The sequence below is a fragment of the Tenacibaculum xiamenense genome (assembly GCF_964513065.1).
GTDB classification, from domain to species: Bacteria; Bacteroidota; Bacteroidia; order Flavobacteriales; family Flavobacteriaceae; genus Polaribacter; species Polaribacter xiamenense.
In genome coordinates this window covers 16,571-35,881 of record NZ_CAZEQU010000017.1, presented here as the reverse complement: position 1 = coordinate 35,881, position 19,311 = coordinate 16,571, and the positions used below count along the sequence as shown (strand labels likewise).

General features: G+C 31.9%; 17 protein-coding genes. 14 read left to right on the top strand and 3 right to left on the bottom strand.

Annotated elements, in window-relative coordinates; genetic code table 11:
- Positions 1-7: 7 nt before the first annotated feature.
- A complete protein-coding gene (locus ACKTTV_RS08585; protein WP_408030425.1) occupies positions 8-2,638 on the bottom strand; it encodes a putative LPS assembly protein LptD in 2,631 nt (876 codons plus the stop codon).
- Between the two features lie 164 nt (positions 2,639-2,802).
- Here ACKTTV_RS08585 and ACKTTV_RS08580 point away from each other — a divergent pair, with 164 nt between their 5' ends.
- The 12 genes from ACKTTV_RS08580 (at position 2,803) to ACKTTV_RS08525 (ending at position 14,283) form a co-directional block, all read left to right on the top strand.
- Positions 2,803-4,032 (top strand): N-acetylmuramoyl-L-alanine amidase family protein, encoded by a 1,230-nt coding sequence (locus ACKTTV_RS08580; protein ID WP_408030424.1) that lies wholly within the window; start codon positions 2,803-2,805, stop codon positions 4,030-4,032.
- 67 nt (positions 4,033-4,099) lie between these two features.
- Positions 4,100-5,056: an MlaD family protein gene (locus ACKTTV_RS08575; protein WP_408030423.1), complete on the top strand. Its 957-nt coding sequence runs from the start codon at positions 4,100-4,102 to the stop codon at positions 5,054-5,056.
- A gap of 3 nt (positions 5,057-5,059) precedes the next feature.
- The gene (locus tag ACKTTV_RS08570) at positions 5,060-5,662 is read left to right on the top strand and encodes a carboxymuconolactone decarboxylase family protein (RefSeq protein WP_408030422.1); all 603 of its coding nucleotides are present in this window, start codon (positions 5,060-5,062) and stop codon (positions 5,660-5,662) included.
- Positions 5,663-5,676: 14 nt separating this feature from the next.
- The gene (locus tag ACKTTV_RS08565; protein ID WP_408030421.1) at positions 5,677-6,993 is read left to right on the top strand and encodes a 4Fe-4S dicluster domain-containing protein; all 1,317 of its coding nucleotides are present in this window, start codon (positions 5,677-5,679) and stop codon (positions 6,991-6,993) included.
- A 65-nt stretch (positions 6,994-7,058) separates the two neighbouring features.
- Positions 7,059-7,838: a (Fe-S)-binding protein gene (locus tag ACKTTV_RS08560; RefSeq protein WP_408030420.1), complete on the top strand. Its 780-nt coding sequence runs from the start codon at positions 7,059-7,061 to the stop codon at positions 7,836-7,838.
- A 102-nt stretch (positions 7,839-7,940) separates the two neighbouring features.
- On the top strand, positions 7,941-8,351 hold the full coding sequence (locus ACKTTV_RS08555) for a hypothetical protein (RefSeq protein ID WP_408030419.1): 411 nt from the start codon (positions 7,941-7,943) through the stop codon (positions 8,349-8,351).
- Positions 8,352-8,927: 576 nt separating this feature from the next.
- Entirely contained in the window at positions 8,928-9,869 is a 942-nt protein-coding gene (gene menA / locus ACKTTV_RS08550; RefSeq protein ID WP_408030418.1) for a 1,4-dihydroxy-2-naphthoate octaprenyltransferase, read from the top strand.
- Between the two features lie 104 nt (positions 9,870-9,973).
- Positions 9,974-10,651, top strand: coding sequence for a metal-dependent hydrolase (locus ACKTTV_RS08545; protein ID WP_408030417.1), 678 nt, complete (start codon positions 9,974-9,976; stop codon positions 10,649-10,651).
- A 15-nt stretch (positions 10,652-10,666) separates the two neighbouring features.
- Complete coding sequence (locus ACKTTV_RS08540; RefSeq protein WP_408030416.1) at positions 10,667-11,224, top strand: SRPBCC family protein; 558 nt, start codon at positions 10,667-10,669, stop codon at positions 11,222-11,224.
- Positions 11,217-12,254 carry an o-succinylbenzoate synthase gene (locus ACKTTV_RS08535; protein WP_408030415.1) on the top strand — a complete coding sequence of 346 codons (1,038 nt, stop codon included), beginning with the start codon at positions 11,217-11,219 and terminating at the stop codon, positions 12,252-12,254. Before ACKTTV_RS08540 ends, ACKTTV_RS08535 begins: the two co-directional genes overlap by 8 nt.
- 3 nt (positions 12,255-12,257) lie before the next feature.
- A complete protein-coding gene (locus tag ACKTTV_RS08530; RefSeq protein ID WP_408030414.1) occupies positions 12,258-13,229 on the top strand; it encodes a CPBP family intramembrane glutamic endopeptidase in 972 nt (323 codons plus the stop codon).
- Positions 13,222-14,283 (top strand): AMP-binding protein, encoded by a 1,062-nt coding sequence (locus tag ACKTTV_RS08525; protein WP_408030413.1) that lies wholly within the window; start codon positions 13,222-13,224, stop codon positions 14,281-14,283. The genes ACKTTV_RS08530 and ACKTTV_RS08525 overlap by 8 nt, the downstream gene beginning before the upstream one ends.
- Before the next feature lie 79 nt (positions 14,284-14,362).
- Here the strand turns inward: ACKTTV_RS08525 and ACKTTV_RS08520 are convergent, their stop codons facing one another.
- A complete protein-coding gene (locus ACKTTV_RS08520) occupies positions 14,363-15,235 on the bottom strand; it encodes an aldose 1-epimerase family protein (RefSeq protein ID WP_408030412.1) in 873 nt (290 codons plus the stop codon).
- 272 nt (positions 15,236-15,507) lie between these two features.
- Here ACKTTV_RS08520 and ACKTTV_RS08515 point away from each other — a divergent pair, with 272 nt between their 5' ends.
- The gene (locus ACKTTV_RS08515; protein WP_408030411.1) at positions 15,508-16,950 is read left to right on the top strand and encodes a hypothetical protein; all 1,443 of its coding nucleotides are present in this window, start codon (positions 15,508-15,510) and stop codon (positions 16,948-16,950) included.
- 76 nt (positions 16,951-17,026) lie between these two features.
- Here the strand turns inward: ACKTTV_RS08515 and ACKTTV_RS08510 are convergent, their stop codons facing one another.
- Complete coding sequence (locus ACKTTV_RS08510) at positions 17,027-17,500, bottom strand: nucleoside deaminase (RefSeq protein WP_408030410.1); 474 nt, start codon at positions 17,498-17,500, stop codon at positions 17,027-17,029.
- A 249-nt stretch (positions 17,501-17,749) separates the two neighbouring features.
- On the opposite strand from ACKTTV_RS08510, the gene ACKTTV_RS08505 reads away from it, so the two are divergent.
- Positions 17,750-19,216, top strand: coding sequence for a hypothetical protein (locus tag ACKTTV_RS08505; RefSeq protein ID WP_408030409.1), 1,467 nt, complete (start codon positions 17,750-17,752; stop codon positions 19,214-19,216).
- The last annotated feature ends 95 nt before the right edge of the window (positions 19,217-19,311 follow it).

Here is a 19,311-nt window from a genome sequence, read left to right as displayed (position 1 = left end):
GAATAGATTAGAACAACACTCTATCTGGTGGTTTATTCTTATCCCATTTCAAATCACTCATTACAGAAGATTTTACCCCAATAAAGAAGTAGTAGGCTGAGTTTCTACCAAAAGGAGTCCAGTTGAAATTAAATCTCCAGCTATCCAAATCTCTAGAAAAGTTTAATCTTGTGAATGTAAAAGCATTATTTTTAATATCATATCCGGAAGAAAAACCAACTTTCCATTTTGGAGAGAGTTCAACATTACCACTAAACATTAAAGAATTATTGCTGATGTTTCCAACGTTTCCAGGTTTGGAATAATTCATTGCATAAACTAAGTTTAGACTCCAAGGAATTTTAGCCTTATATAACTTCGCTACTTTTGTTTTAGAAGAATTGTCCTCTCCGTCTCCAATTCCATTATTACCAAAAGCATTGGTGTTTGGAATATCTTGTCCAAAAACGTCAGGAGTATTTTGAGCACCATTACCATTGTCCTTTTCTTCTTTTTCATTTTCGTCCTTTTTTTCAAAATCTTTACTAGAAATTGAGTAATTGGCTGTAACACCTACATTGGTAAGTCTAAGAAGACCAGGATTTATTTTTTCAATTCTTTCACCATCCTCATTTAATTGATAAAGATCGAAGCTGGCATTTACATTAAGTGCCATTTTATCTTTAAATAAGCGTGTTCCTGCGCTTGCGCTAACCGGAGACCAACGAAAACTCTCTGCGGCAATATTATAGCTGGTACTAAAATTTAAGTTGTTAAGAATGGTTACTTTTTCGTCTTCTTCATCACTATCAGGGTCCTTAGGAGCTACTTTCGCTTCAAGAACATTATTTACGGACATACTAATAGAATTAGATAACCCGCTACTCGGTCCACCATAAATTCCACCTTCAAATGGAGAATATGTTAGAAAGTCAGTAGCAACGCTACTTTGACGAACTTGTAAATTATGAGCATTTGCAAAGTCAGGTCTATAACCATAAGAAATAGTGGGTCTTATAGTATGTCGAATTGCTTTTAATCGCCCTTTTTTAAAGTTAAAAGTACCATAAATATTTGTAGACATCGAAGCCCCAAAATTATATTCATGGAATCTTGTAAATCCTCTAAGAGTATCATTAACAACAGCACCTAGGTTTCCTTGACTGTTGGTAACATCTGGATCGTAATGTTTTCTAATTTGTCTGAAATACCAAACATCCTTATAGTTCACAGAAGGAGATAAAGTAAAATATTTAAAGGCTTTAATATTGGTACTAGTACTTAGGTTATGCTGCACACCAGCTTGTGCTTCTCTGAACATTTTTTCAGTAAAAAACTCCTCATCCGTAGTATTAATACTATACTGACCACTCATGCTATAATTTAGCCCCATTTTTTGAATAGGGTTCTTTTTAACTCCTCCCTTTCCCGCAAATGGAAAAATTCGATCCATATTTACTTGCAATGATGGGAAAGTCATTGAGATGGTATTGTTATTTGTATTTTGTTGATGTGTTGCAGTAATATTCATATTAAATGGAGTTCCTACGAACTTTTTATAATATGAAATAGATGAACTTAATGTATTAGTTAATCTTTGCGAATTGTTAAATTCATTTAATGATTGACTATAATATTGACTACTACCTAAGTTTACCGATGCAGAAAATCGTGAATTTGGGCTAGATTTAGCATCTTGACTATGGCTCCATCTAATATTAAAGTTTGAAGATTTGCTATAACCACTTAAACCTCTAATTCCTTGAATAATATTTTCAAAACGTACGCTAAAATTTCCACTAAACTTATAACGAACATAATAATTAGAATCAGCCCTCAATCCCCAACTTCCATTGGTATAAACATCACCTAACACCGTTAAATCAAAATAGTCACTAACAGCAAAATAATACCCTCCATTTTGTAAGAAAAAACCTTGACTATTACTATCACCCCATGTTGGAATAATAAAACCTGAACTTCTTTTGTCCGTTAAAGGAAAGTAGGCAAATGGTAAATATAAAGGAGTCGGAACATCTGCTAACACTAGATTACTACCTCCAACAATAATTTTCTTGCCTGGCACTAACTTGGCTTTACTTGTAGCGATATAATAATCAGGAATTTCTTTTTGAGAGGTTGTAAAACGTAATTTACGCATGTAAACAGTAGAATCGTTTACGCGTTTTGTTTTGGTACCATAGGTAATAATATCGCTTTGAACGGTTTTTACACCATAAATCAATGCTTTTTTAGTTTTGAAATTAAATAGAATAGAATCCTGTTCACTTTCCTGAGCACCTTGTTTAAACTGAGGTCTTTGATGGTACCCTAAACTATCTTTTATTCCTTTAGCATAAACAGTATTGTTTTTATAATCCAAAATAATAATACCAGCCTTTAAATCCATATCCGTATAGGTTACTCTAGCTTTATTATAAAGCGTAATGGTTTTATTCTTGGCGTCCTGAATAGTATAATCCTCTGCATCATGGGTAATAATACCGTCAATTACTTCTTTAGGTTTTACGATAGAATCATTAGGAATAGAATCTTTAGAAGGTTTTATTACGTCTTTTAAGTTTCTGCCAAAAACAGTATCTTTTGCAATGTTTAAAGAATCTTTAGTTTTTTTTGTAGGTTTATTTTGTGTATTCAAATCCTGAGAATAACCTTGGTAAAAGCTAAGAAAACTTAAAAATAAAAGTATGTAAGTTAGATTTGTTCGCAATACTATAAATACTATTTTTGTGTTAAATTAAAATTATGGCTTACTATTTGAGTATACAAATTTTAAACGCCAAAATTACTTAAAAATAATTGATGAGAATCTTAAAATTCAGCAAATATATTATCAAAAAGTTAAGTTTTATCCTTTTTTTAGGATTTGTCTTTGTATATGGTGTAGCATCAGTCAGTGCACAGAAAAAATATACTGTAGTATTGGATGCTGGCCATGGAGGTAAAGATTATGGAGCTTCAAGAGGAGGATACATAGAAAAGAAAATAGCTTTAAGTTTAGCTCTTAAAACAGGTGAAATTCTCAAGAAAGAAAAGGATTTAAACATACTTTATACTAGGAAGAAGGACGTTTTTATAGAGCTTCATAATAGAGCCAGAATAGCAAATGAGAAAAATGCTGATTTGTTTGTTTCAATTCATTGTAATGCAAACAATTCAAGTAGACCTCATGGTGCTGAAACCTATGTTTTGGGATTAAGAGGAAATAAAGAAAATTTGGAGATTGTAAAAAAGGAGAATGAGGTAATTCTACTTGAAGATGATTATAAGAAAAACTATGATTACGATCCCAATTCTCCAGAAACCGTAATCGCATTATCGGTGTTACAAGAGGAAAATTTAGATATGAGTTTAGCTTTTGGTGGACTTGTACAAAGAAATTTCAGAGGAATAAAGCGATATGATAGAAAAGTAAAACAAGCTAATTTTTTGGTTTTAAGAGAAACGGTAATGCCTAGTGTTTTAATAGAGTTAGGTTTTATTTCGAATAAAGCAGAAGGATATTTTTTAAATTCAAGAGCAGGTCAATATAAAATGGCAAAAGCAATTGCTGATGCTATTAAAAAATACATTAAGCAAATAAAGATAAACTCAGTAGGGGATACTCCAATTGTTTCAACAGAGAAAAAAGAAGTAAAAAAGAAACCGGCTGAAAAAAAGATAAAACCTGCGGTAAAAAAGGAAGAAACAAAAAAAGTAGTAGCTAGTAATTCAAAAGAGATTAAAAAGAAGAAAGATACCCCGAAGAAGATAGAAACGAAAAAGAAAATAGAAAAAGGGGTACACTTCAGAGTGCAAATAGCAGCTTCCAGAAGTAAACTTTCAAAAAACTTTAACTTTAAAGGATTAAGTAATGTCGAATCACTTTTTATTGAAGGTTACTATAAATATTATTATGGTAAAACGTCTGATTTTCAAAAAGTAAAACGAATGCAGGGTAAAGCGAGAGAAGTAGGACATAAAGGAGCTTTTGTTGTTGCATTTAAAGACGGTGAAAAAATCTCAGTTAAGGAAGCACTTAATTCTTTGTAATTTAGATCAAATCTACATACTAACTACCGAAAATAATTGTTATTTTCGCTTGTAATAATCATTTTGCATGTCTAAAGAATTAAAAACAGGAATAGTTGCAGTAATTATTATAGCATTATTCGTTTGGGGCTACAATTTTCTGAAAGGTCAAGATCTTTTTAATCCAGGTACAAGATACTTTTATGTTGAATTTGATAACATAAGTGGATTAAATGAAGCTAGTATTGTTTCCATTAATGGATTAAAAGTAGGAAAAGTTTCAGAAATTAATTTTAATAAAAAGCCGGAGAGAAGAGGTAACTTAGTAGTGAAACTAAGTGTAGAAAATAGGTTTAAATTTAGTAAAAACAGTATTGCTAAAATTTATTCGGCAGGATTAATGGGAGGTCAAAACTTGGCAATTATTCCAAGTTATGAAGGAGAGGAAGCTGAGTCAGGCGATTATTTAAGAGGTGAAATAGAAAAGGATCTGATAGGTTCTTTGAGCGATAAAATAACGCCAAGGTTAGAACATACTATGGATGGAGTTGATTCTTTAGTTACAGGATTCAACCAGGTATTAGATTACAAATCTCGTAAAAGTTTAAATAGAACTATTTTAAATTTCGAAAAGACAATTATGGATGTCAGAACAACATTGGCATCTGTAAATTCGATGTTGAAGAATAGCAAAGGGAACATCGAAGAAACAGTTAGAAACACGAAGAAGATTACTGAAGATTTTTCTAAAGTTTCGGAAGATTTAGCTAAAGCAAATCTTGGAGCCACGGTGAAAAAGCTAGAAACTACATTAACGAATGTAAATGCGATTTTAGCCGATATGAAGAGTGGGAAAGGAACACTTGGAAAGTTAATGACGGATAAGGCAATGTATACTAACTTAACCAATGCTTCCAAAGAATTAGAAGAGCTTTTAAGAGAAATGAAATTAAACCCAAAACGTTTTGTACATTTTTCATTATTTGGAAAAAAAGCAAAACCGTATAACGAAGAAAATAACATTAAAAACGTTAGTAATAAATAACTAATGAGCTGGATTAAAATTATTTCATTTGAAGAGGCTCAAGGAAAACTAAAAAAACTTTATCAAAAAGTAACAGGCCCAAACAATAATGTTGACAATATAATGCTTATTCATGGCCTTAGACCACATACTATGGTCGGGCATATGGCATTATATAAAAACGTATTACATAATAGTAACAATACTTTGCCTAAGTGGTATTTGGAAACCATTGGGGTTTATGTAAGTATGTTAAATAAATGTGATTACTGCGTTGAACATCATTACTCAGGACTGGAAAGATTGTTAAAAGATGATAAACAAGCTTCTGAACTAAGAAAAAGTTTAGAAACGAATAATCTAAGCCATGTATTGGATCATAAATATGCAGAAGGCTTAGAATATGCCAAACAACTTACTCTAAAACCTTCAGAGTTAACTGAAGAGAATGTCAATTTCTTAAGAAAAAAGGAATTTAGCGATGGTGAAATCCTAGAAATAAACCAAGTCGTCAGCTATTTTAATTATGCTAACAGAACGGTTTTAGGTTTAGGAGTTTCCACCAAAGGAGATATTTTAGGATTGTCACCTAATAGCTCCGAAGACGACAATTGGAATCATCAATAACTAACAAATAATACATGGAAAATTACGTACCAAACATCTTTTTTGCAATTATATTAATCGCAGGAATAGGATACTTTGTAATGAATGTTCGAAAGCTGATTAGAAATATCAAACTAGGTAAAGATATTGATAGGAATGATAGGAAGCCCGAGCGATGGAAGAATATGGCAAAAATTGCCTTAGGACAATACAAAATGGTAAGAAGACCCATTTCTGGAATCTTACACATTGTTGTTTATATTGGATTTATAATTATTAATATAGAGATGCTCGAAATCGTTGTAGATGGTTTGTTTGGAACGCATAGAGTATTTCAAGAACCATTAGGAAATGGTATTTATGGCTTTTTAATAGGAACATTTGAAGTGCTTGCTTTATTAGTTTTCGTTTCTGTAATTATATTTTGGTTCAGAAGAAACGTTGAAAAAATTAAACGTTTTTGGAATAAAGAAATGACAGGATGGCCTAAGAACGATGGAAATATTATTCTATATTTTGAAATGGTATTGATGTCGTTATTTTTAATTATGAATGCCACAGATGTTGGATTTCAGGAAGCTGGAGCTGGAAATATTATTTCTCAATTTATAGCACCTTGGTTTGAAGGATTTTCGCATGATCAACTTCATGTAATTGAAAAAACGGCTTGGTGGGTTCATATTGTAGGAATACTTATATTTTTAAATTATTTATATTATTCTAAGCACTTACATATTTTATTAGCGTTCCCTAATACTTTTTATGCAAACTTAAATCCAAAAGGACAGTTTACAAATGTTGCTTCGGTAACTAAAGAAGTAAAAATGATGATGGACCCGGATGCAGATCCTTATGCAATGCCTGAGGAAGGAGAAGATGAAGGTGAACCTGAAAAGTTTGGAGCATCAGATGTAACAGATTTAAACTGGGTACAATTAATGAACGCCTATACATGTACTGAGTGTGGTCGTTGTACATCGTCATGTCCCGCAAATTTAACAGGTAAAGAATTATCGCCTCGCGCAATTATGATGAAAACTCGTGATCGTGTTGAGGAAGTTGGAAATAATATAGATTTCAACGGTGGAGAATTTAAACCCGATGGTAAACAATTACTAGATGATTATATAACAAGAGAAGAACTTTGGGCATGTACAAGTTGTAATGCTTGTGTACAGGAATGTCCGATTGGAATTGATCCTTTATCAATTATAATGGAAATGCGTCGTTATTTAGTTATGGAAGAGTCAGCCGCTCCTCAAGAACTAAATATGATGATGACCAACATTGAAAATAATGGTGCACCTTGGCAGTATAGCCAAATGGATAGATTAAACTGGAAGGATGAATAGTCGTTCAGTTTTAGTGAAGTAAGATTAAAATAAGAAATGTATCAACAATTAAACGATAAAGAATTATGAATGTACCAACAATGGCAGATATGATGGCTCAAGGAAAGCAACCAGAAGTGTTGTTTTGGGTTGGAGCAGCTGGAAGTTATGACGATAGAGCAAAAAAAATAACAAGAGCTTTTGTTAAAATTTTACATCAAGCAAATGTTGATTTTGCGGTATTGGGTACTGAAGAGAGTTCGACAGGTGATGCGGCAAAAAGAGCAGGAAACGAATTTTTGTTTCAAATGCAAGCCATGATGAATATTGAAGTTTTAAATGGATATGAGATAAAAGCGATTGTAACTTGCGATCCTCATTCCTTTAATACATTTAAAAATGAATATCCTAGTTTAGGAGGAAATTATAAGGTATATCATCATACTCAATATATAAGTAAGTTAATTAGTGAAGGACGTCTTTCAGTAGAAGATGAAAACCTTAAAAATAAAAGGCTAACGTATCATGATCCTTGTTATTTAGGAAGAGCGAATGATGTTTATGAAACTCCAAGGGAATTAATTAAGCGTTTGGGAGTAAAAATGACCGAAATGAAGCGTCATAAATCAACGGCATTATGTTGTGGTGCGGGTGGAGCCCAAATGTTTAAAGAACCTGAAAAAGGTGATAAAGATGTAAACATTTTAAGAACAGAGGATGCTCTTGAAACAAACCCTCAAATTATAGCAACAGGTTGCCCATATTGTAATACCATGATGACAGATGGTGTTAAGTTTAAGGAAAAAGAGGAGCAAATAGTGGTAAAAGATATTGCCGAGCTTATAGCTGAGGCCAATAATTTATAATAAGAATATAAAACTTTCTTAAAAGCGTGTTACAATTGTAATGCGCTTTTCTATTGGTATAAACTTTGTGTGTTTTGTCATGTTAATAATTCAAAATAAATTATGATGAAATATCTATTTACAATTGTTTGTGCAATCATGTTAATATCATGTGAAGGGAACTCAGATTTTCCAAATAACGGAGAAGGAAGGCTAACTTCCGTTAGTATTGTAGTATCCAAAACCTCTGGAGCACATAAAGGGAAAATTAACACAGTTTTTGAGGAGAATGATTCTTTTAAACATGAAAACTCCGCAGAAACCAATGTTTTTCCATATAGAAAAGGATACACGGTGAATCTAAACCTCAAAGCGAACTTTGACTTTACTTACGAGGATTTGACCGAATTCAATTTCACACCATATTCAATTTTTGTAAAATCATTGCAAGATAATAATGTTATAACTGAACGTGAATTTGTAATAGGAGAACGCGGGCAGAAAGTTAATTTTAGTTTTCAAGTGAACAGATAAATTAATTGAAAGTTAGTTTAGGCTAATTAGAGTTTTTATTTAATATTAATGGGTTGATAGGAATTTATACCTAATGTTAATTTTGTTTTGGTGAAGTATTCTGAATGTAAACTACTCCAAGATATTAAAGATTTTAAAACTCTTAAATTTTATGTTTCTGACTTTGCAGAGTAGACTTCTTTTGTTGTAGAATATGTGGATAACAAAAATCTGAGTCAAACGCAATGGTCAGAAACATTTATTTATATCGAAGGATAAAGTAACCCTAAATGTTTATGCTATTGGAATAGTAAAAGTTCTTCAAGTAAAAAGGAATACCTTATAAGCTTCAATAGTTATCTACTCCTTATACCAAAATAACGGGATAAAAATTATAAATATCTAGCGCAAAGCGCACTAATTATTTATTTCTAAATTGAATAACTAAAATATACAGCATATGTTATTTCATGTCAAATAAGTATCTTTGATACTTTATAAAACTCATATAAAACCTTAATTCGTTTGAGGTATATGCCTCACAATTTGAAAAGAGGCATTTCATTTGAAAATATAAAGGACAATCGAGATAAACATATGAAAAACTACATAAAGGCTGCACGATTACGTACATTACCGTTGTCAGTATCTGGAATAATTGTTGGAGCTTCAATTGGTATTACTCATGGGATAGTAAATTCATTATCGAAAAATATAGGTATTGAATTAACAAATACAAATATTTTACAATCTTCAATTTTTTGGTTAGCCATACTTACTACCATCGGCTTTCAAGTATTATCGAACTTTGCAAATGACTATGGTGATGGAGTAAAAGGAACGGATGATAACAGAGAAGGAGAAGCCCGTATGGTGTCATCAGGAGCGATAACTCCTGCCCAAATGAAAAAAGCCATGATAATTACAGCCGTTCTTACGTTAATTATTGCTGTTTTATTGATATATGTAGCTTTTGGTAAGGATGATTTTGGGTATTCTTTGTTGTTTTTTGGGTTGGGTTTAGCATCGATTGCAGCCGCTATAAAGTACACAGTAGGTAAATCGGCATACGGATATAGTGGTTTTGGAGATATTTTTGTCTTTTTATTTTTTGGATTATTAGCCGTTGTCGGAACTTTCTTTTTATATTCAAAACAATTAGAATTTACGGTTTTTCTTCCTGCTTTTACTATCGGATTATTAAGTACGGCTGTATTAAACTTAAATAATATGAGAGACCGAGTAAATGATGCAAAATCAGGGAAAAACACGCTAGTGGTAAAAATAGGTTCTGAATTTGCCAAATACTACCACTACTATTTAATCGGTGCATCTTTGTTATTTACATTGCTTTACACAGTTATAAAGTATCATTCTCCAGCTCAATTTTTATTCTTACTAGCATATATTCCTTTAATTAAGCACGTACTGTTTGTAATGAAAAATAAGGAAGAGGCAAAGTTAGATGGAGAACTTAAAAAAGTAGCCCTGAGTACATTTCTTTTTGCAATACTTTTTGCTTTAGGTAGTGTTTTATAAATTTATAAAAAGAATAAAACTAACTTGTTTAGGATGTTCCTATATTATTGAATGATATTCTTTTAATTACAGTTTAGGTAACAACTAAAGAAATAAATAAACATATGAAAATAATATTTTACGGTCATGCATGTTTCGGTATAGAAATCAATGGAGTTAATATTGTGGTAGATCCATTTATTACAGGAAATCCATTAGCATCGAATATTGATTTAAATACGATAAAGGCAGATTATATTTTAGTAACTCATGCACATCAAGATCATATTTTAGATGTTGAGGCTTTAGCTAAAAAAACAAACGCCTTGCTAATATCAAATTATGAAATTGTAATGTATTTTGGTGAAAAAGGATTGCAGGGACATCCAGTAAATCATGGAGGTACATTTAGTACAGATAATTTTTCTGCTAAGTATGTTAACGCTGTACATACCTCTTCTTTCCCTGATGGAACTTATGGAGGAGAACCAGGTGGATTCGTTGTTACAGCTGGAAATAAGTCGCTTTATATAGCTGGTGATACGGCTTTAACAATGGATATGAAATTAATACCAATGACTACAAATTTAACCGCATCAATATTACCAATTGGAGATAATTTTACAATGGGAGTTGATGATGCTGTCATTGCTAGTGATTTTGTTGAATGTAATAAAGTTATAGGTTGTCATTACAACACTTTCCCTCCGATAGAAATTGACACTGAAGAAGCAAAAGAGAAGTTTTCAAATAGTCAAAAAGAGTTGATTCTTCTTGAAATAGGAAGTAGCATAAATTTATAAGATAATTTTTTAAATATGTCAAAATACAATAAGGCTGACCAAAAGAAAATGAAGATAGTAAAGATAATACTAGGTATTGTAGTAGCATTATCTATAGCGTTCTTTGCTCTTGGAATTTTTGTTAGAGAATTAACATATTCATCTGAAGTAACTATTAACAAACCATTACCTGAAGTATTCAAAATATTTAATAATGATGAAAAACTATCGGAATGGATTCCTGAAATTAAATCTATTAAATCGGTAGTTAAAACCGAAGAGGTAAAGGGGAGCACATATATGATTACAGTTAATAATCAAGGAAATGAAATTGTACTAGAAGAAAAGGTTTTAGATTTTGTGAATAATGAGCGAGTTAAATTATTTTTCAACGGTGGAGGAATGTTAAAGATTGATGATTATACTTTCGAAACATCATCTAATGGTAACACGAAATTGTCTTTAATCACCAATGTAAAAAGCGATAACTTTATATTAGGTTGCATGTTACCCTTGGTTAAAGGTAAACTGGCCGAGCAAGATCAGCAGTATTTGAATAATTTTAAAAGATTTGTAGAAAGTTCAAATGATTAAAGCTTCTTATAAAAGATATATTTTAGAGTTTAAGCAGGCCAGCGGTACTTCAAGGGGAATATTAAAAACAAAGGAAACTTGGTTTTTATTCTTAGAAAAGGAAGGTGAAAAAGGAGTAGGAGAATGCGGATTGTTTAGAGGGTTGAGTGCTGATGATAACCCTAACTATGAGTTAAAGTTACAATGGGTTGTTGAAAATATTAATCTCGGTTTGGAAAAGCTTTTAGATCATACGCAGGAATTTCCTTCAATTCAATTTGGTTTAGAACAAGCATTTTTATCATTAAATAGTAATGATTTATTCAATTTATACCCCTCAAAATTTACAGAAGGAGAAAAATCTATTGGAATAAATGGATTAATATGGATGGGAGATAAGGCCTTTATGCAGCAGCAAATAAAGGATAAATTAGAGCAGGGCTTTAGAACCATAAAAATGAAAATTGGGGCTATTGATTTTGATACTGAATTAGCATTACTTCAGTCTATAAGGAATGAGTTTTCTGTGAAGGAAATTGAGTTAAGAGTTGATGCTAATGGAGCATTTACCCCTGAAAATGCTTTGGAAAAATTAAAGAAATTGTCTGAGTTAGAGTTACATTCTATCGAACAACCTATTAAACAAGGTCAGTGGCAAGAAATGGCGGAACTTTGTAGTAAAACACCATTACCAATTGCTTTAGACGAGGAACTAATTGGAGTATTTTTCACAGAAAATAAGGTTAAATGTATTGAAACAATAAAACCACAATATATCATTTTAAAACCAAGTTTAGTCGGTGGTATTAAAGGTAGTAACGAATGGATAGAAATTGCGTCTAACCTTAACATAGGTAACTGGATAACGAGTGCTTTGGAGAGCAATGTTGGTTTAAATGCAATAGCACAATGGACTTATACTCTAAATAATCCATTGCCTCAAGGTTTAGGAACTGGTGGATTGTTTACAAATAATTTCAATTGTCCTTTAGAAGTAGTACAAGGAAGTTTGCATTACAACAACAACGAAAAATGGTATTTTAATTTATAATATATGAACTTTATACAACAAGCATACAAAGGAAGAAACGAATGGTATATTTATTTACTTGTATTATTCGTTGTTATTTTAGGATGGCAATTTATTGGAGTACTTCCTCTATTGATAGCTGCAATCATGCATTCTGAAGACATGGATGAATTTACCAGAGCTGCTCAGGATAGCTTTATGACTTTGGGTATAAATAGCAACTTATTTTTGCTTTTGATGATTATAACTTTCGCTTGTGGTTTGTTGTTTTTATTTATGGGGGTAAGGTTTCTTCATAAAAGGGCTTTCAAAACCATTGTAACGAGTAGAAACCATATTGACTGGAAAAGGTTTTGGTTTGGTTTCATTAGTTGGGGACTTATTTCAATTTTTGTAGTTGGACTAGGAATTGTTCTCGAACCAGCAAATTACGTATGGAATTTTAAGCCTATACCATTTCTTATATTAATCACAATTTCATTTTTATTTATACCAATTCAAACTTCTTTTGAAGAGTTGCTATTCAGAGGGTACCTTATGCAAGGTTTGGGAATATTAGTGAAGAACAGATGGTTTCCTTTGATAATTACTTCGGTTGCCTTTGGATTATTGCATGGTGCAAACCCAGAGGTTGATAAATTAGGTCCTATTTCAATGGTATTTTATATTGGTACAGGTTTCTTTTTTGGAATTGTGACACTGTTAGATGAAGGAACTGAATTAGCACTAGGACTACATGCAATTAATAATATTGTAGCTGCTTTTTTTGTTACTACAGATTGGACTGTTTTTCAAACCGAAGCTTTATATATTGATACATCAGAACCGTCGGTTGGATTGGAAATGTTTTTACCTGTATTAGTTTTGTATCCCATTTTACTTATAATTTTTTCGAAAAAATACGGATGGACAAATTGGAAAGAGAAATTGTTTGGAAGGATAGATAAACCATTTAAGGATGAGAATGTTGAAGAAATAAAAGGATTTAATGCATAGACAAATGTATGTTCATTCTTGTTTTCGATTAAATGACAATTGGTTTGAATCTTCAAATGAATTATTGGATTTCTCCCGAACACTTTCAACAGAGATTAACAATTTTTTGAATGATTGGTTTAACGAAGAGGATTTTGTTATTGTAAATACTTCTGGGTCTACGGGGCAACCAAAACCTATTAAGCTGAGAAAAGAACATATGATAAACTCAGCAAAAGCAACTGGAGCGTTTTTCGGATTGTATGAAAATACTTCTGCCTTGTTATGTATGTCAGCAGGTTATATTGCTGGTAAAATGATGTTGGTAAGAGCAATGGTACTTGGTTGGCATATCGATGTTGTAGCACCTGCGGCAAATCCTTTATCTGCTAGTAAGAAAATATATGATTTTTCTGCAATGGTTCCAATGCAATTGCAAGCTAGCCTTGGAGAACTCAACAAGGTGAAAAAATTAATTGTTGGAGGAGGAGTTGTCAATAATGACTTGAGAAAAGAAATCCAAAATAGCTCTACCGAGATTTTTGCAACTTACGGAATGACAGAAACAATAACTCATATTGCAGTTAAAAAACTAAATAAAGAGAATAGACATAATTCATTTTATAATACTTTACCAAACGTTTCATTGGATATAGATAATAGAGGTTGTTTGATTATACGAGCTCCAAAAGTTTCGGAAGAGCTTGTGACAACAAATGATATAGTGAAATTACACTCGACCACTTCTTTTGAATGGTTAGGCAGATTTGATAACATTATCAATTCTGGTGGAGTAAAATTAAACCCAGAAACCATAGAAGAAAAATTATCTGATATTATTGAAGAACGTTTTTTCGTTTCTGGTATTCCTGATGCCGTTTTGGGAGAAAAACTAGTATTGATTCTTGAAGGAAATAGAACAGAAAGCAAACTAATGGAAATTAAGAGAAAGGTTAAGGAGTTGGTAACTTTGACAAAATATGAAAAACCAAAAGAGGTGTTTTTAATCCCAAAATTTGTGGAAACAGAAACAAAAAAAATCCAACGTAAAAAAACATTGGATTTGGTATTGTAACAATATTCTTTAAGAGCTAATCTTGACTTTTTGTTTTTTAGGAAATAGGAAAAGTCAAAATAAGTTTAGAGTTTTATTATTAAAAAAACTCCATTGAATATTGATTTTCGTACGATTGATTTACATCTAAATTCATAATTCCTGTTTTGGTTTCAAATACTTGATCTGTATTTTCTTCATCAGCGATTCCCATCCAAGGCTCAAAACAGATAAAAGGAGCATTACCTTTTTGAGTCCAAAAAGCCATGTATCTCCAGTTAGGAATGTAAAAATGAACACCGTGTTCGTGTTTATTTGATTTTAGCGAAATTTTTTTCGATTCAAGGCCTTCAAACATAAGAGCATCGTTGTCAAACAAGTTATATGAAAGAGGAATAGTTTTATCCAGCTTTACTCTTTCCGTATCTTTTTTTCTGAAACCAGTTTGTGGATTCAATGAATGTAGAATAGGATGCTCTTCTTTTTCAAATTCAATGAAATAATCATTAAAAGAAGTACCCTGCGATATAGGGCAGTTAAAAGCAGGATGCGCTCCAATAGAGAAATTTATAGATTTATCATCTTTATTGATAACGTTGTAAGAGACATCGATGCGACTTTCTTTTAATTCATATCCAATTTGTAAAGAAAACTTATAGGGATATTTTAAAAGTGTTTCTTCTGAATATTGAGTTTCTAAAAGAATGCTATTGTTCGTTTTATTCAAAACTTCAAAGTCTAAATCTCTTGCAAAACCATGTTGAGTTAATTCATATTTTGAGTTATTAATAGTATAAGAATTACCAAGAAGTTTACCTACAATAGGGAATAAAACAGGAGAATGTCGTTTCCAAAATTGAGGATCACCTTTCCATAGGTAATCTAAACCTGTTTGTTTTGAATATACTTTGCAGAGTTCGGCACCAACTTCCTTTATTTCTATTTGTATATAATCGTTTTCTAGTGTAATCATAGTAAAAAATAATTGTAAAAAGAGTAAAAATCTTTGATCTAAAGATAAAAAAGATAAAGAACGAAGTTTAAAAATATGCATTAATAAATGCAATTTATTAGTAAACAGAATAAATGTGGAGTTCATGGCTTGTTTAATTGGTTGATTGCGAGTGATTTTCAGATATGGTGAAAATTGTTACTCTTATACTTTAAAATTAGACTCTTAAGGAAAAAAACGACCTGCGTTTTATTTCGCTGATTATCTTAGGTTTTAACAAAAACCAACAAATCATGGAAAAAATAATAAAGGCAACCTATTGCTTTGTTTTTGCTTGCTGTATTGTTTTCAGCATATCTTGTAAAAAGGAAAAGAGTAAAAAAGAGAATGATGTAAACATATCGAGTTATAATGAAGTTTCAACTAAAGAATTATGTGAAAGCTCTTGGTTTCCTCATGCTCAAACACCTCCTCCAGAGGAAGGCAAAGGAAGTCCTTTCGATACAATTAGTACTACCAATGCAATATTTCACCAATGGTCATGGCAAAAGTTTTTATGGCTTACAAAACCGATACCTTCTAATGGAGGCAGTACACCATTATTTTTAGATTCCAAAGAGCTACTTCAAGTAGATTCACATATGTTTCCAGTAGAACAACAGTCTGGAGCGTTATTGGTATTATCAGATACTTTACAAGCGGGGTCTAGTGGTGTATTGAAAACAAATCCAGCTTATGGAACTACAGGGAAGGAAGGAACTGTGTTTTATTCAATTCATACAAATGGGATAATGTTAAAGGCTGCGGAGAGTTTCAAAGACTCTATTTTAAATAGTAGTTTGCAGAGAGATAATCAGTCTGTTTTTCCAGTTGGTTCTTTAGAATTGAAGGTGTCATGGGTGGCAACTACCGCTATTGCCAAGAGCAATTTGAATAATTATTACACAGCTATTGCAGCCATTACAAGAGATGGTAAAAACTATGAGAATACGGAAGTGGCCATGTTGGGAATGCATGTTGTTGGAGTAGTTGAAAACCATCCAGAGTTTATTTGGGCAACGTTTGAGCATAATGAAATGGCACCCAATTATAATTGGAAAGATAATAAGGCAAGTTCTGATAAGGACTTATTGTTATTTAAAAAGGGGGAAACATCTGGAATTAATGGAATTACCTGGATGGGATCCTCAGCAAAAGAAAAGTATAAAGCGTTTGATTTGTTTCAATATGGAGTACCCAAGAATGAAGGAGCTAGTCCTATGGAAACTAGCCAAAAAGAACCTCTGAACTTTGAGAACATTGAAAATATAAACGCATGCGTTAAGAAAAATTTAAAGGATGTTTGGAAAAATTATTTTTATAATGGTTCTATTTGGTTAAATACCGATGGTTTAAGTCCGAAACAGCAGGCAGAATTGTTGGTTAAATTAAAGGGAAGTATTTCCGACGCAACTCCAGACTCATACGCTAGGGGTTCATTGAATTGTGCTAATGTAACTATGGAAACGTATACGCAAACTTTCCAAGATAGTATAGAGGAAATTAGTGTAGGGAATTTAGCTAATTGCTTTAGTTGTCATAATTCTATTTACAGTGATCATAATTCACCATTGTATTTAAGTCATATTTTTAGAGGTTTTGTAGGAAGAAAGGTTGATAATAAAACCTTTGAAGAGGTAGAATTAGAAAAAAGTAAGCAAGAATTATTGGATTACCAGAGAAACAAATTAAAATAAAGTTTTACGATTGAGTATAGATTGAACCTCTCTGGACTTTATAGAAAAGAGAGGTTTTTTTGTATTAATCTTTTTTTTAATACTCAATTCTATCATTTTTACCTGCCCATTTTTGAAAGGGTTCAAGAGCTATTTCTCTTCCTATTTGTTCAAAAGGAATACTTCTTTTGTGGTACGGCAAAGGAATTTCTTTATAAATAAAGGCATCATCAAACCCGATATCAGCTGCATCTTCCTGTCCACTTCCGTAGTAAACTTTATCAGGGCGAGCCCAATAAATTGCACCTAAACACATAGGGCAAGGTTCACAAGAAGTATAAACAACACAACCATCTAATTGAAAAGTACCAAGATTTTTACAAGCATCACGAATGGCCGTTACCTCGGCATGAGCTGTCGGGTCGTTCGTTGAGGTAACCATATTATTTCCTCTTCCTACAATTTCACCATCTTTAACGATAATGCATCCAAAAGGACCTCCTTCATTATTTCTCATTCCTTTTAAAGCAGCTTTTACTGCTTCAGTCATAAATTCATGATGTTTACTCATTGTTTGTTCGTTTTCTTAAAGATAATAAAAAGAGATAAAAAAAATCAGTAATATCTAAAGATATAGATCGAATTTAAGGTTATGTTGGTAATTGTTTTAATACCTTATCAAGCCAACAATTGAAGCAGTTGTTACAATTATGATCGAAATTTAGCTTGTTATAACCAATTTCAACGAGCTCATGACTTTTTCTTGACTTCAATAAAATTATTGTTTCACTTTTGCAGGCAATTACAAAACTAACATACTATGAGATTAATTTTAAAATCAACTTTAGGTATTACACTTTCTTTAGGTGTTGTATTCTTTAGTTCATGTAAAAAGAAACAAGAATCATCTAAAAAGGAAATTGATTCAGTCTATGCAACGTCTTCCTCAACAGAATTATGTGAAAAATCATGGTTCCCTCATTCACAAACGAAAAACCCAGCGGAAGGTAAAGGAAGCCCATTTGATACAGATAGTTCTACCAATAGAATGTTCCATCAGTGGTCTTGGCAGAAGTTTTTATGGCTGACAAAACCAACATTAGTTGAAGAAGCTGAAATACCACTTTTCTTAAATCATGAGAAAATATTTCAGGTAGATTCTCACATGAAGCCAGTTAAAGATGTGGAAGGAGTAAATGTTATATTAACAGATACATTACAAGCAGGTCCTGGAGGTGTTCTTAAAACAAACCCTAAATTCAACTCTGATAATAAATCTGAAACGGTGTTTTATTCAATTCATATTGATCCAATTTTGAAGAAATCTGCAGAAAAATTTAAAAACGCTATTATAAGTGGAGAGCTTGATGAAAATAATTATAAAACTTTTCCTGTAGGAGCCTTGGAACTCAAGGTTTCTTGGGTTGCGACTTCAGCAATACCTAAGGAAGAACTATCAAATTATTATGTAACTACCGCCGCTATTAGTAGAGATACAATTAACTATTCTAAAACAGAAGTAGCAATGTTAGGGATGCATGTAGTTGGAGTAGTAGAAAACCATCCAGAATTTATTTGGGCAACTTTTGAGCATGATGATTTAGCACCAAACTATAATTGGAAACAGAATAAAGCTACTTCTAAAGATCAAAAGCTATTATTTGAGAAAGGAGAAACCTCTGGTTTAGATGCTATAACTTGGGATACATTGAAGCATCAACCAAATGTAAAAGACAAAGCTTATGATTTGTTTCAATATGGTGTACCAAGAAATCCTGATGGAAGTTATATGAAAACATCTCAAGGAGGTAAAAAGAATTTTGACAATGTCAATAACCTCAATGAATGTGTAAAGAAGAACTTAAAGGATGTTTGGAGAAATTATTTTTATAATGGTTCCATATGGATAAATACGGATGGTATGAGCCCAGAAGAACAAGCTAAAAAGATTGTTGAATTGGGACAAGGTATAGATAATGGTAAAGAAGGTTCTTTGGCAAGAGGGTCATTAAATTGTGCTAATGTTACAATGGAAACTTATACGCAGACATTCCAAAATGATTTATCAAAAATAAAAGCGAATACGTTAGTGAATTGTTTTACTTGTCATAATGCTGTGAATTTTGATGTAGAAGATAAAGATAACCGACCGAGCTCTCCTTTATATTTGAGCCATATATTTAATGGTTATGTAGAAAGAGAAAGAGGTAAATCAGCTAAGGAAGTTGAGGTCTTAAAAGCAAAACACGAGCTTGAAGAGTATATGAAGAATACGTTAGAAAATTAAGAGGATAACATATTATTTTATTGGTAAAAAACACTCCATTATTTATGGGGTGTTTTTTGTTTTTTTAAAGAGGAATTCCAAATTAAATATTTGAA